General features: G+C 67.3%; 15 protein-coding genes and 1 tRNA gene. 8 read left to right on the plus strand and 8 right to left on the minus strand.

Going from position 1 to position 13,333, the window contains the following annotated elements; all coding sequences use genetic code 11:
* Nucleotides 1-2: 2 nt before the first annotated feature.
* Complete coding sequence (gene argF / locus D3226_RS08930) at nucleotides 3-941, minus strand: ornithine carbamoyltransferase (RefSeq protein WP_202382206.1); 939 nt, start codon at nucleotides 939-941, stop codon at nucleotides 3-5.
* Between the two features lie 55 nt (nucleotides 942-996).
* On the opposite strand from argF, the gene D3226_RS08935 reads away from it, so the two are divergent.
* Nucleotides 997-1,761 carry an HAD-IIB family hydrolase gene (locus D3226_RS08935; RefSeq protein ID WP_202382207.1) on the plus strand — a complete coding sequence of 255 codons (765 nt, stop codon included), beginning with the start codon at nucleotides 997-999 and terminating at the stop codon, nucleotides 1,759-1,761.
* A gap of 217 nt (nucleotides 1,762-1,978) precedes the next feature.
* Here the strand turns inward: D3226_RS08935 and mqo are convergent, their stop codons facing one another.
* Nucleotides 1,979-3,496 carry a malate dehydrogenase (quinone) gene (gene mqo, locus D3226_RS08940; RefSeq protein ID WP_337248950.1) on the minus strand — a complete coding sequence of 506 codons (1,518 nt, stop codon included), beginning with the start codon at nucleotides 3,494-3,496 and terminating at the stop codon, nucleotides 1,979-1,981.
* Between the two features lie 31 nt (nucleotides 3,497-3,527).
* Nucleotides 3,528-4,850 carry a DNA repair protein RadA gene (gene radA / locus D3226_RS08945; protein ID WP_202382209.1) on the minus strand — a complete coding sequence of 441 codons (1,323 nt, stop codon included), beginning with the start codon at nucleotides 4,848-4,850 and terminating at the stop codon, nucleotides 3,528-3,530.
* 163 nt (nucleotides 4,851-5,013) lie between these two features.
* Here radA and D3226_RS08950 point away from each other — a divergent pair.
* The 4 genes from D3226_RS08950 (at nucleotide 5,014) to D3226_RS08965 (ending at nucleotide 6,412) form a co-directional block, all read left to right on the plus strand.
* Nucleotides 5,014-5,104: transfer RNA gene (locus D3226_RS08950), tRNA-Ser, on the plus strand.
* Between the two features lie 252 nt (nucleotides 5,105-5,356).
* Nucleotides 5,357-5,719, plus strand: a complete 363-nt coding sequence (locus D3226_RS08955; protein WP_237462671.1) for a hypothetical protein — start codon at nucleotides 5,357-5,359, stop codon at nucleotides 5,717-5,719.
* Nucleotides 5,635-5,889: a GNAT family N-acetyltransferase gene (locus D3226_RS15160; protein WP_202382585.1), complete on the plus strand. Its 255-nt coding sequence runs from the start codon at nucleotides 5,635-5,637 to the stop codon at nucleotides 5,887-5,889. Before D3226_RS08955 ends, D3226_RS15160 begins: the two co-directional genes overlap by 85 nt.
* A 115-nt stretch (nucleotides 5,890-6,004) precedes the next feature.
* Nucleotides 6,005-6,412 (plus strand): RidA family protein, encoded by a 408-nt coding sequence (locus D3226_RS08965; protein WP_202382211.1) that lies wholly within the window; start codon nucleotides 6,005-6,007, stop codon nucleotides 6,410-6,412.
* A gap of 86 nt (nucleotides 6,413-6,498) precedes the next feature.
* On the opposite strand, the gene D3226_RS08970 is transcribed toward D3226_RS08965, so the two are convergent.
* Together D3226_RS08970 and D3226_RS08975 are read right to left on the minus strand one after the other, a co-directional pair.
* A complete protein-coding gene (locus tag D3226_RS08970; protein WP_202382212.1) occupies nucleotides 6,499-7,797 on the minus strand; it encodes a hypothetical protein in 1,299 nt (432 codons plus the stop codon).
* A gap of 227 nt (nucleotides 7,798-8,024) precedes the next feature.
* Entirely contained in the window at nucleotides 8,025-8,582 is a 558-nt protein-coding gene (locus D3226_RS08975; RefSeq protein WP_202382213.1) for a phosphorylase family protein, read from the minus strand.
* Nucleotides 8,583-8,918: 336 nt separating this feature from the next.
* Here D3226_RS08975 and D3226_RS08980 point away from each other — a divergent pair, with 336 nt between their 5' ends.
* The 3 genes from D3226_RS08980 to D3226_RS08990 all read left to right on the plus strand — a co-directional run bounded on the left by D3226_RS08980 (nucleotide 8,919) and on the right by D3226_RS08990 (nucleotide 10,140).
* Nucleotides 8,919-9,236 (plus strand): hypothetical protein, encoded by a 318-nt coding sequence (locus tag D3226_RS08980; protein ID WP_202382214.1) that lies wholly within the window; start codon nucleotides 8,919-8,921, stop codon nucleotides 9,234-9,236.
* 114 nt (nucleotides 9,237-9,350) lie between these two features.
* Nucleotides 9,351-9,842, plus strand: coding sequence for an S-ribosylhomocysteine lyase (locus tag D3226_RS08985; protein ID WP_202382215.1), 492 nt, complete (start codon nucleotides 9,351-9,353; stop codon nucleotides 9,840-9,842).
* A 1-nt stretch (nucleotide 9,843) separates the two neighbouring features.
* Complete coding sequence (locus D3226_RS08990) at nucleotides 9,844-10,140, plus strand: DUF1905 domain-containing protein (protein WP_202382216.1); 297 nt, start codon at nucleotides 9,844-9,846, stop codon at nucleotides 10,138-10,140.
* A gap of 95 nt (nucleotides 10,141-10,235) precedes the next feature.
* Here D3226_RS08990 and D3226_RS08995 read toward each other — a convergent pair whose 3' ends face one another.
* The 3 genes from D3226_RS08995 to D3226_RS09005 all read right to left on the minus strand — a co-directional run bounded on the left by D3226_RS08995 (nucleotide 10,236) and on the right by D3226_RS09005 (nucleotide 13,332).
* Nucleotides 10,236-10,991, minus strand: coding sequence for a nucleoside phosphorylase (locus D3226_RS08995; RefSeq protein WP_202382217.1), 756 nt, complete (start codon nucleotides 10,989-10,991; stop codon nucleotides 10,236-10,238).
* A 54-nt stretch (nucleotides 10,992-11,045) separates the two neighbouring features.
* Nucleotides 11,046-12,422: an amidohydrolase gene (locus D3226_RS09000; protein ID WP_202382218.1), complete on the minus strand. Its 1,377-nt coding sequence runs from the start codon at nucleotides 12,420-12,422 to the stop codon at nucleotides 11,046-11,048.
* A 79-nt stretch (nucleotides 12,423-12,501) separates the two neighbouring features.
* Nucleotides 12,502-13,332 carry an SDR family NAD(P)-dependent oxidoreductase gene (locus D3226_RS09005; RefSeq protein WP_202382219.1) on the minus strand — a complete coding sequence of 277 codons (831 nt, stop codon included), beginning with the start codon at nucleotides 13,330-13,332 and terminating at the stop codon, nucleotides 12,502-12,504.
* Nucleotide 13,333: the final 1 nt, after the last annotated feature.

Raw genomic sequence — 13,333 nt, forward strand, 5'->3', positions numbered from 1 at the left:
CTTTACTTCGTCTCGTCTTCGGTGCGGGCCAGCAGCCAGGCCATGAGGGCCTTCTGCGCATGTACGCGGTTCTCGGCTTCGTCCCACACCACGCTCTGCGGGCCGTCGATCACCTCGGGGGCGACCTCGAATTCGCGGTATGCGGGGAGGCAGTGGAGGAAGATCGCGTCGTTCTTCGCGTGCGCCATCAGCTCGGGCGTCACCCGGTAGGCGCCGAAGGTCTGCACGCGCTCGGCCTTCTCGGCCTCCTGCCCCATCGATACCCAGGTGTCGGTGATGATGGCGTCGGCGCCCGCGACTGCCGCAGCGGGGTCGGTCATCACCGTGACGCTGCCACCGGTCTGTGCGGCGATGCGCTCCGCGTCAGCCACGATGTCGGCGCGCGGGTGGAAGCCCTCGGGGCCTGCGACGCGGATGTGCATTCCCGCGGTCGCGAAGCCGAGCAGGTACGAGTGCCCCATGTTGTTTGCGGCGTCACCAACATAGGTGGCCGTCAGCCCGGCGAGCTCGCCCTTCTGCTCGCGGATGGTCTGCAGGTCCGCAAGGATCTGGCACGGGTGGAAGTCGTCGGAGAGTGAGTTGATCACGGGCACGGTCGCGTGCTCCGCCATCTCCGAGATGCCAGCGTGGTCAAAGGTGCGCCACACGATCAGCGACACCATGCGCGACAGTACTCGGGCGGTGTCGGCAATCGACTCCTTCGCACCGAGCTGTGCCTCCCCCGGGTTCACGATGATGGGTGAACCGCCCAGCTCGGAGATGCCCGCGGCGAAGCTGAATCGGGTGCGCGTCGACGTCTTGTCGAAGAACACCGCGGCCGAGCGGGGGCCCGCGAGGGGTCGCTCCGCGAACGGCTCGCGCTTGAGACGCGCGGCGAGGTCGAGGACCTCGCGCTGCTCGGCCGGGCTCAGATCGTCATCTCGGAGAAAGTGTCGGGTCACCCACTCAGCTTACCCGGGCCCCGACGCGCCCGATTCCCTGTGGGACAATCAGAGGATGTCTGCCCTGCCTCGCCTGGTCGCGTTCGACCTCGATGACACGCTCGCCCCCTCCAAGTCGCCCGTCGAGGAGCGCATGCTCGACGTCTTTGCACGACTCCTCTCTCGGACCACGGTTGCAGTGATCTCAGGGGGCAACTTCGAGCAATTCGAGGCACAGCTGCTCGCGCGGCTGGACGAGTACGCGGGAGCTGACGAGGAAGCGCTCAGACGACTCCACCTCCTCCCCACCTGTGGCACTCGCTACGAACGCCGCGAGGCCGGCGCCTGGCACACGGTGTACCGCGAGCATCTCACCCCGGAGGAGCGCGACGGGGCGCTCACCGCACTCCGGGAGGAAGCCCAGCGCCTGAGGCTCTGGGAAGCTGAGCCCTGGGGCGAGATTCTCGAGGACCGCGGATCTCAGGTCACCTTCTCCGCGCTCGGACAGCAGGCACCCGTCGCGGCAAAGCACGCGTGGGATCCCGATGGAACAAAGAAGAACACCCTCCGCGCTGCGGTTGCAACCCGCCTGCCAGATCTTGAAGTGCGCAGTGGCGGCTCAACCTCGGTAGACATCACGCGGCGCGGTATCGACAAGGCGTACGGGATGCGGAAGCTGGAGGAGCACACCGGGATCCCGCTCGACGACATGCTCTTCGTTGGCGACCGACTGGATCCGGATGGAAACGACTACCCGGTGCTCGCGCTCGGTGTGCGGTGCCAGGCAGTGACCGGGTGGGAAGACACTGCGGCATTCCTGGAGCGGTTGCTCGCCGAGTAGCGCTCCCCACCGCCCGCCACTCCTCTTCCCCAGGGATCGGGGTCACTTGGGCACGGTGTCGCCGCACTGTTCTCCGCGACACCGTGCCCAAGTGACCCCGATCCGGGGGGGGGTGAGGGCAGCAGGTATGTTTCGGCGCTCAAACGAACGATCCCGCCCTCGCACGGAGCGAGAACGGGATCGTTTCAGAGCACGCGAGGCCCGCGCGGCGTGAGACCTAGGCGGTCTCCTCCGCCGCAGCGACCTCGTCGCCCGCGGGGATCAAGCCAAGCACTCGGCCGGTCTCGGCGAGCGAGGCTGCTGCGGCTGCGGCGTCCTGGTTCAGGCCGCCCGTCGCGAGCACCGGAATCTGCTCGGTGAATGTCTTCTCCCACGAGTTTGCGTACTGCTCGGGGAAGCACTTGCGCAGCACACCAAGCATCGCGTGCACAGCGGTCGATGCGCCGGGCGATGCGCCGAGCAGGCCCGCGATGGAGCCCTCAGCGCCCGTGATGACCTCGGTGCCGAACTGAAGAATGCCACCCTTCTCGGGGTCCTTCTTCATGACCTGCACGCGCTGGCCGGCGGTGATCATTTCCCAGTCCTCGGTACGCGCTGCAGGCATGTACTCGCGGAGCGTGTTCATCTGCTTCTCGCGGCTGGCGAGGAGCTCACCGAGGAGGTACTTCTCAAGCGACCACTGGGTCAGGCCGACCTTGATCATGGGGCCCAGGTTGTGGAGACGGATCGAGCCAGGCAGATCCCACCACGAGCCCTTCTTCAGGAAGTTGGGGCTGAAGCCTGCGTACGGCCCGAAGAGAATGCTCTCTTCACCGTCGACAATGCGGGTGTCCAGGTGCGGCACCGACATGGGCGGTGCGCCCACAGCGGCCTTTCCGTACACCTTTGCGCGGTGGTGTGCGACGATCTCGGGGTTCGAGGTCTTGAGGAACTTGCCGCTGATCGGGAAGCCACCGAAACCACGGATCTCGGGAATCTTCGACGACTGGAGCAGCTGCAGCGCGCCGCCGCCCGCACCAACGAAAACGAACTTCGCGTTGACGACCGAGCGACCGTAGCCCGCACGGTTGCGCACGTGCACGTCCCAGGTGCCGTCTGCGCGGCGCTTGACCTTCTTCACCTGCGTTCCCAAGTGCATGTTCGCACCCTCTGCAACGAGGTAGTCGAAGAGCTGGTGCGAGACCGCACCAAAATCAACGTCGGTGCCGCTCGTGGAGCGAGTGGCCGCGAAGACCTCGTCCTTGGCGCGGCGATCGACGAGCAGCGGAGCCCACTCAGCAATCTTCTCGGGATCCTCGCTGAACTCCATGTCGGAGAACAGGGGCTCCTGCTTCAGGATCTCGAAGCGGCGACGCAGGTAGTCCACATTCTCCGCGCCGCGCACGAAGGTCATGTGCGGGGTGGGGTTGATGAACGAGGAGGGGGTACCGAGGATGCCCTTGCCAACGAGGGTGGACCACCACTGACGAGACAGCTGGAACTGTTCGTTGATGTCGATCGCCTTCGCAGCGGAGAGGCTACCGTCGGCGCCCTCCGGCATGTAGTTCAGCTCGCAGAGGGCTGCGTGACCGGTGCCCGCGTTGTTCCACGCGTTGGTGCTCTCGGTCGCTACCTCGGACTGGGACTCGAAGATCTCGATCGACCAGTCGGGCTGCACCTGCTTGATCAGGGTGCCAAGGGTGGCGCTCATGATGCCACCGCCGATGAGGACGACGTCTACCGTGTTTTTACTCACGGTGGGCAAGTCTACTCCGCCTCGGGCCGAACTACAGACCGGCCCCCAATCTTGCTTGCTGCAGGGTCTCCTGGTCGGCATCGATGAGCCGCACATATCCGAGGCGTGTTGCCTCCTGCGCGCGCTGCGCCCCGGACGCAACGGGGCGCACTTCACCGGCGAGGCTGATCTCCCCGAATGCCGCAAGATCGTGGGGCAGCGGTCGGTCGGTCACCGCCGACAGCACAGCGAGCGCGATCGCCAGGTCTGCCGCGGGCTCCGTGAGCTTTACGCCCCCCACGGTCGAGACGTAGACATCTTGATCGTGCAGGCGAGCGCCCATTCGCCGCTCAAGTACGGCGAGAATCATTGCGACTCGCGAGGGATCCACCCCACTCGTCACCCGGCGCGGATTGGGCGTCGCACTCTTCGCGACGAGCGCCTGGATTTCGACCGGCAGCGCACGGCGTCCCTCCATCGCCACCGTTGCGCAGGTGCCGCTGACGGGCACCCCGGTCCTGCTGAGAAAAAGCCCACTGGGATCGGGGACTTCCTGAATACCGTCGCCCGTCATCTCGAAGCAGCCGACCTCATCGGTCGGCCCGAAGCGGTTCTTCAGTGTGCGGAGGAAACGCAGCGCCGTCTGCCGGTCCCCTTCAAAATGGCACACCACATCCACGAGGTGCTCGAGGAGGCGCGGCCCGGCCACTGAGCCGTCCTTCGTGACGTGCCCGACGAGAATGACAGGAGTGCCGCGCCCCTTTGCGACGCGGATCAGCGCAGCGGCGACTTCGCGCACCTGCGCCGGGCCACCGGCTGCGCCCTCGATCTGATCGCTCGCCAGCGTTTGCACCGAGTCGATAATGACGAGGGCGGGGTTGACCGTCTCGATGTGCCCGAGCACGGTTGCGAGGTCAGTCTCGCTCGCCAGGTACAGCGTGTCGTGCATCGCTCCCGTGCGCTCGGCGCGCATGCGGATTTGGCCGGTCGACTCCTCGCCGCTCACGTAGAGGATGCGTGCTCCAGTCGCCGCGGTGCGCGCGGCGGTATCGAGCAGCAGCGTGGACTTGCCGACCCCTGGTTCCCCGGAGAACAGGATCGCCGCACCGGGCACGACACCTCCCCCGAGCACGCGATCGAGCTCGCCGATGCCGGTGGCCTGGTGTCGCACCGAGTCCCCGGTGAGCTCCGTGATCGGGCGTGCTTCCCTCCCGGCCGCGGGCTGCACGGCGCGCGTGGTGCGCGCGATCGTCGCTCCCTCGCGCGCACGCTCGACGACCGTGCCCCACTGCTGGCATTCACCGCAGCGGCCTACCCACTTGGAGGCCTGCCAGCCACACTCGGTGCAGGAGAACGCGCTACTTGTCTTCGCCATGGTTGCGACACTACCGGCGACCACCGACACTCGCGCGCAGGCAACCTCGCAGAGGCGTGCGGTGCCCGCACCAACCCACGCATCATGCCCGCGACACGCCGTTTCGGCGCGCCAGGGGCACCCGATTTCACTTTCGGCACTGTTATCCCGTAGTCTTTTTCGCGGTGACGTGTCCGAGCGGCCGAAGGTGCAACACTCGAAATGTTGTGTAGGGTAACCCCCTACCGTGGGTTCAAATCCCACCGTCACCGCCACCGAAACCCCCGCAGATCCAGCGCAAGCTGAGAACTGCGGGGGTTTCTTCATTTCTCGAACCCTGCCCTCGAGGCGTACACACTCTCGCGTGGAGCACTGTTTCGCGCCGCGCTGCGGCCTAGTCTGGGCATGCACCCCCGCCAGCCGAAAGCACGGGCTATCAAAGGGCGACTCCTGTGGCATCATCGTCGGAATACTTGACCCATGTCCTCGACCTTCTCACGGAGGCGGAAGCCATAACATCGCGCGCCATGATGGGCGAATACGTGCTGTATAGCCACGGCAAGGTGTTCGACCGAGTCTCCGACGACCGCTTCCTCTTCAAGGACACCGAAGCCGCACGCGCGCTCCTCCCCTCCGCAACACGCGCCACCCCGTACCCGGGCGCGAAGCAGATGCCGCTCGTGGAGAGCGAGGATCGAGAACTGCTCGCCCAAACAATCCGCGCGATGTTTCCTGTGTTCCCGAACCCCGACCTCGAGCGAAGAAATAGTCGGCGCCGGAAACCCCCGCGCGCCGAGGTGCCGGCATCGCCTCCGGGCTCTACGCAAGATTCTTCGACGCGGCGCTCGCCGACGGCCGCACCGAGGTCCGCTGCATCACCTCGCCGGTGAACGCTGCATCCATTGCCTTTCACACTCGGCTCGGGTTTGACATCGTGCCCGGCGACAGGCTCGCGACGGGCATCCCTGTGCACTCCGATTACGACGGGCCGGGGAAAGACCGCGTGTGCTTCCGCAAGCGGCTCACGCTCACTGGCGAGCGCCAGGGTCCGCCCCGATAGGAATAGATACCTCTGAGCGGCACGGTTTTCACAGCTGATCAGGCATGCCGGCCGCTACGCTGAGTGTCGTTCGGCCACCCGGCCGAACACAATATGGACTCACCCTAGGAGATGTATGTCCTCACCCGTTCAGCTGATTCGTTCCAACGCCCTGAGTGACGTTGCGGAGTACGCGTACGCCGCAACCGCCCCCGCCGGCACGCGATTCGTGTTCATGGCAGGGGCCTGCCCACTCGCAGACGATGGCTCAACCGTTGGCCCTGGCGACTTCCGCGCGCAGGCGGCTCGCTGCGTCGAGACACTCACCACCGCGCTTGAAGCCGCGGGCGCGTCACTTACGCACGTCATCCAGACCCGCGTCCTCGTCGCATCAACGCGACAGGAAAACCTCGTAGCGGCGTGGGAAGTGGTGCGCGACGCTTTCGGCGAGCACGACGTTCCCAGCACCCTCATGGGCGTTGCAGCGCTCGGCTACGACGACCAGGTGGTCGAAATCGAGGCGATCGCCGCGGTTGCCGACTAGCCCGGCTGGTTCGGGCGTCAGCTGACGCCCGAACGGCGGTGCACGGGGTATGGCACGACTTCAGCACCACCCGTGCACCGCGCGCGCTACTCGGCAATGAGCCGATCGACCACCCGGAGGTGCTGCACATCTGCGCCGCCCCGGCGCGTGAGCGGCACGAGCAGCGCGAGCGCCACGAACCCGGTGAGCAACTTGTCCGTGATCGAGGACAGCACGTTCGAGGCGAACACCCCAGGCATCACTGAACTCGCCCCCTCGGACAGCAACCGCACGACATTCTCGGAGCCGTGCCCGGTGATTCCCGCGTAGCCGAAGGTGAGAATCGGCGTGGCCACAAGCGAGCACGCCACGGCAACGATGATGGTCAGCGAGAAGAAACGCAGGAACGTGTCGCCCCCGCGGAAGCGTCGCACACCGTACGCCCACACGAGCGCTCCAGCAACGTTGACGAGCGCGAACGGCAGCGACATCGGGCCGTTCACCGCGACCCCCACCCCGTTGCTTGCGAGCCCGACGAGCATACCCGCACACGGTCCGAACGCGAGTGCGGCGACCGCAGTGCCGATCATGTCGAGGTACACCGGCAGGTGCAACAGCGTGACGAGCAGCTGCCCACAAAGGTTCAGCGCGAGGCACGCGAGCAGCACCAATGCGACGAATCGTGCACGCTGTGCGCGCGTGCGTCGGCGAGGGCTGGGGCACGCGACAACTTCAGCAGCGGGCTCCCCTCCGGGATCTCCCAGCTGCTCGGTGGCTGCCGGAAGTTCAGTGAGCGGTGCGATCGTTGCCACAGCCTCCGGCGCCGCAGCGAGCGCCTCGGGAGCGGCCGCTAATTGCGCCTGACCACGCGGCGATGCCCACACCGCGAGCGCGCTGTGCGAGGCAGCGGAGAGCGCGACGGCCGGCACCGAACCGGTGCGCGGCTCGATGCGCCCAACGACCGGAGCGAGCCCCGCAGAGAGAGTGGGATCAGAGAGCTTAGCGTCTATCTCGCGCTCCCCCGCGGCCGCCTCCGAGCGGACCGCTGCGAGCGACGTGGACGCATCGCCCGATGCGCGTTCGGGAACGCGCGCCGGCACGTGCTTTCGCGCTGAACCACACCGGCGCACCCAGTCCTCGGCGCTCGCAGCGCTCTCCCCCAGCGCAAGCGCGATGTCACGTACGAGTTCGGCGTCAATCCGTGAGCGCCCCTTACTAAAGGCGTGATAGACGGTGGAGCGTGGGATCATCGCGCCGTCCGGCAAATCCCCGAGCGCTACCCGTCGCACCGTGATCCGCCGCGCGATCTCCGCGTAACTCGTCGCCCCGGTACGCTCGCGCAGGCGCGTGAGATCCGCCGCGAGCTCGTCCAGTGTCTCGACCGCGGTCTGAGAGCCGACCCCCATCTGCGCCCCAATCCATCGACAACCTACGTATTTCAGCTCACACGCTACACGGCGCGAACTGCCGGCGGATCCCTCGAACGAGCGGTATTTGGAGCGATTTTTGGACAAAAACCCCCGCTCCGCGAGAGTATTCACAGCAATTCATAGGAAGCCAAAGGCTAGTCGCAGGGCAAGAACATACTGAGCCCAGAGATGCAGTCGCGCGCCCCCTGGACCCCTGGACTGAGCTATGCCAGCTGTGCGTCCCAGAATGCGCGCAGTTGCTCGCTCTTGCGGAACACGATGGTGTCCCAGTCCTCATCGGTGGTCGAAGAGTCCGCAAAATCCGAAGGGATCTTAAAGAGCTGCAGCGGGACGTCGAACTTCGCGCAGACGCTCGCGTAGGCGTACGACTCCATGTCCACGAGCGCCGCACCGAGCCCTGAGATGTGGGCGCGCTGCGCGTCATCCTTCACGAACACATCACCCGTCGCGATGGTGGCCGTGCGCTCCGGCAGGATGACCGTTCCGGCCGGCTCGAGCGTCGGCGAAGGCAGCGAGAAGTCGTGCTGCACCACACCCGTGATCTGCACGACCTCCTCGAGGCTCAGCCGATCCTCGCCGTCACCCACCACACCAGCCGTGCCCAGCACGACAACACGCTTGACATCCCCGTCAGCCAGCGCCGCAGCGAGCGACACCGCTCCCTGCACCTTGCCGACTCCGGTCACGAGGTGCGGCACATCCGCGAAGGCCGAAGCCTCGTCACGGTGAGCAAAAACGAGCAGGGTGCTGGCGTCCGACATGTCAGTCTCTCCCTCGCGCTCACGCGCGGTTTCGAATCAATTTCGAATCAACACTAGCGTTTTTCGAAGACCTGTTCTAAACTAAGGTTTCGAGCTTGCATCGGCACGCGTGATCTTCCTCGTTCAAGTAGGAATGCCTCCCACTCCGCGGCCGCAGCGTACAGCTCCTCGGCGCACTCCATCAACGTGATGCAGTGGTGCGTCTCGCCACGACGGCAGTCCGCACCGCGCTCACGCGCACAGGATTCGTCGCGGCTGGCTCGATCCCGAGCCCCGCACCCGCGAGAAGTACTTGGCGGGTATCGCACCACGATGGTGCGGCAAGAAAGGAACACCATGAACCAGCTGAAGCATCGCACCCAGCGCACCGCAGCGCAGCAGCGACCCGCTCTGCGCACCCCCTACCACTCGCTCGGATCGGGCTCGGAAATGCGCGTGCCCGAGTGGGCGCAGCACCGCTCCGTATACCGCACCTCCGGGCGCACGCTCTACCTCGTCGAGACTGACCAGCCGGGCGCTGCCCGCGGCGATCTCGAGCGCCTCACCCGTTCGGGGTGGGACGTGCGGGTCGAGCAGGCTCCACAGGGCGAACTGACGCGCATCGCGCTCACCCGTGGCGATCTCTCGCTCAGCGACCTTGCCCGCGCGGCGTAGGTTCGCGGCACGGTTCGGGATCCCAATGGATCCCGAACCGCCCACCACCGCCCTCGGTGTCGTCGTGTGACGCACGCCGGGGGCGTTGTCGTGTGTCGTCGTTACACTGGCCGCATGAGCGACGTCGAACTTGCCGAGGTGGAGAGCTTCTCCCTCGACCACACGAAAGTCCTGGCACCCTACGTCCGACTGATCGGGGTGGAACACGGGCCCAAAGGCGACGCGATCTCGAACTACGACATTCGGCTCGTGCAGCCGAACGAGCAGGAGATCCCCACTGCGGGCCTGCACACCATCGAACACACGCTCGCGGCACTCTTGCGGACCCGCTTCGAGGGCCTCATCGACATCTCGCCATTCGGCTGCCGCACGGGCTTCCACCTGATTGCCTGGGGCGAGCCCACCCCGGAGGAGGTGGCGGCGGCCATCAAGTCGGCGCTCGACGACCTCGCGCACCGCGTCACTTGGGCTGACGTGCCGGGCACCCAGGCGGTGAGCTGCGGCAACTACCGCGACCATAGTCTCCACTCCGCACAGGAGTGGGCGAAGGTGGTGCTCGAGCGCGGCATCAGCCTCGACCCCTTCGATCGCTCGCGCATCGCCTAACGTGTTCGTCGAGTTCACCGCGGTCCCCTACCTCTGGGAGGCTCGCACCGAGAAGTGGGTCTTCATCGAACTACCGGGACCGCTCTCCGAGGACATCGCCGAGATCCCCCGCCCGCGTGCGGGCTTCGGTGCGGTGAAGGTCGAAGCCCGGGTGGGCGCGACCGTGTGGCGCACCTCCATCTTCCCTGCGGGCACGGACGGCGCCTACGTGCTGCCCATTAAGCGTGCGGTGCGCGAAGCAGCGGGCATCGAGGTGGGCGAGGAAGTCTCGATCCTGCTCTCGGTGCTCGATCTGTAATTCACGCTGCACTCCAGGCCACGCCAGGCGGCCCCACACGTACGGGGGCCCGGCCGCGCAGCGCGCGATCGGACCCCCGTACGTGTTCGTGCAGTCTAGGAGACGAGCACGTCGAGCGCACTCGTGAGCGCTCCATCGACCGCCTGTGTGACGACTTCACGGTACGGATCGTAGCCATCCATCGAGTCGTTCTTCGCCGCAAGCGGGTTGCCATCGATGGCGAAGACGGCGCCCGCCTCAATGCCGTGGAGCGACGCGATCACGAAGAGTGCCGAGGCCTCCATCTCGACCGCGACGACCCCTGCGCGCTGCCACATCTGGTGGTCAATGCCCACGATCACGTCGCTCGGGTAGAACATGTCGCCGGTCAGCACGATGCCGCTGTGGGTGCGCAGGCCCGTCTTCGCTGCGGCTTCGCGGAGCGCAATCGTGAGCTCCGGGGTGGCGATCGCGGGGAACTCGCTCGGCACGAGCTGGTGGCTGATGCCGTCCGCGCGCACGGCGCCCGTCGCGACGACGATCGCGCCGTCGACCACCTCGGGCTGGATGCCGCCAGCGGTGCCCGAGCGGATGATGCGGGTCACGCCACCGCGTGCGAGCTCCTCAAAGCAGACCGCAGCGCCGGCCGCGCCGACACCGTGCGAGGCAACCGTGACGGGAACACCGCGGTAGGTGCCCGCGTAGACGTGGTACTCACGGTTGGCCGAGAGCTGACGCACATCGTCGAGCTGCTCGGCGACGCGGGCCGCACGCCCCGGATCGCCGACGACGAGCGCACGGTCGGCGAGGTCGGAAACGCGAGTGCGCAGCAGAGGCAGTTCGGAGTCGGCGGGAAGACGGACGGGTGCCATGGTGGGCCTTTCGTGTGTGGGTGAGCCGGCGCGCAGCCGGCAAGCGGGAAGCGGTTAGGCGCGAGCGCCCTCTGCGAGATCGGCCAGGCGGGCGCGCGCTTGGGCGGCGCGAGCGCGGACGGCAGTCGCGTCGAGGGTCTGGTGCTCGCCATCGGCATACACGTGGCGGCCGCCGATGAAGACGTGGCGCACGTCTGCGCCGGTCGCGGCGAATCCGAGGTGCGACACGAGCGCGGCGGGATCAAACGGGGTCGCGGCCGATCCCGTGACATCGAGCGCGATCACGTCGGCCAGGCGACCCGCCTCAAGCGCGCCCGTCTCCGGAAAGCCAATCGCCTCAGCGCCGCGGTGCGTGGCAATCGCCAGCACGTCGGAGGCCTTCACGATCGCCGCATCCTGGCGGGCGCCGCGGTGCAGGATCGTGGCCGTCTTGATCTCCTCGAACAGGTCGAGCGTGTTGTTACTCGCCACCGAGTCGGTGCCGAGGGTCAGCCGAATTCCGGCCGCCTGCCACTCCGGCAGCGGCGCAATGCCATTGCCGAGCTTCAGGTTAGAGACCGGGTTGTGGCTGATCGCAGCGCCCGTGCGGGCGAACAGTTCGATTTCTTCCGGGGTGAGGTGCACACAGTGCGCGGCGAGCACCGCGGCCTGGAAAAGCCCCACCCGCTCGAGGTGATCCGCGGGCGTCGCGCCGTACTGCTCGGTGATCTGTGCCACCTCGGCTGCTGACTCGGAAACGTGCGTGTGGATCGGGATCCCCCGCGCGGCTGCACGCGCGGCGATGTCGCTGAGAAACTCGGGCGGCGACGTGTACGGCGCGTGCGGCCCGTACGCGAGGCGGATCTGCGGGTCGGCGGCGTAGCGCTCGGCGAGCTCTTCCGTGAGCGCGGTCACCTCGGCCCCGTTCGCCGCGGAGACACCGGGGAACCCCACCGTCTCAGGGGCGAACGATGCGGGAGCGATGAGCGCACGCATCCCGGCGGAGCGCACAAGTTCGATGAGCTCGGCGTCCCAGTGGTACATATCGGCGAAAGCCGTTGTGCCCGTCTCGATCATCTCGACGAGTGCCAGCTCGAGCCCCGCAGCGACGTCCGCCGCGGTGAGGTGCTGCTCGAGCGCCTGCACTGCCGCAAGCCAGGGCATGAAGCCCTCGTCGTCGGAGACCGCGCGCAGCAGCGTCATCGCAGAGTGCGTGTGACCGTTCACGAGGCCCGGCATGAGCACGTGCCCCGCGAGCTCATGCAGCACGGCGTCCTCGGGCAACTCGGCGGCATCGCGCGGGGCTCCCGCGTAGGTGATCCGGCCGTCCGCGTCGAATGCCAGCTCGGCCGGGGCGACCGCGCCCGCCGGGGTCAGCATCGCGTCGGCACGCAACACCGTCGCCTGCGCTTGTGCGGCTGCGCCAGTGTGCGCGTTCTCGGTCTCACTCATCGCGAATCCTCCATCGTTGTACCCTGCCCAACTGTACCGGGCCGGGCTGCGCGGGGCGGTGCCGCGCTCGAGGCTTGCGTTACCAGCCCGGGGTGGCAAGCATGCCGCCATCGACGGCGAGATCCTGCCCCGTAATGAAGCTCGCACCGGCCGAGGCGAGCAGCACGCACGCATTACCGATGTCTTCCGCGGTGGCAAGCCGACCGAGCGGCGCACGCTCCGTGTAGCTTGCCACGCCCTCAGGCCACGCCTCGGCAAGCCCGGGGCGTGACACCAACCCGGGCGACACCGTGTTCACGCGCACCCCGGCCGGTCCCAGCTCGAGCGCGGCGGCGCGCGCGTGCATCACGAGCCCCGCCTTGGCCACCGCGTAGTGCGCGTGCGCGGGCGCGGGCCGGCTCGCCTCGATCGACGCGATGTGGGTGATCCAGCGGCTCACGGGAGCTTCTTGATCCCGATCGAAACTCGCGACCGCTTCACTCTCCGCGGTGCGCTGCATGGCCGCGGCCGCCTCGCGCGACAGCTCGAACACAGCGCCGAGATTCGTCCCGAGCACCTCATCCCACTCCTCGCGCGACGTGTCAGCGAGGGGCGTGAGCGGTTGGATGCCCGCGTTGTTCACGAGGCCATCGAGCCCGCCAAGTGCATCGACGGCGTCGGCAACGAGGCCGGCCGCGGCTCCCGGCAGTGCGAGGTCGGCGCGCACGGCAACCGCCTCAACGCCGCGATCGCGCAGCTCCTCAATCAGGGCAAACACGGGTGCGGCCGAGCCGCGATAGTGCAGCGCGAGGCGCGCCCCCGCCGCACCGAAGCGCCGGGCAATGCCGCCGCCGATGCCACCCGATGCGCCCGTGACGAGCACGCGCTGGCCGCCCAGGTCGGGAAGAGTCTGATCCTGACGCGTCACCATG

It is taken from the genome of Leucobacter chromiireducens subsp. chromiireducens, from assembly GCF_016758255.1.
Classification (GTDB): Bacteria; Actinomycetota; Actinomycetes; order Actinomycetales; family Microbacteriaceae; genus Leucobacter; species Leucobacter chromiireducens.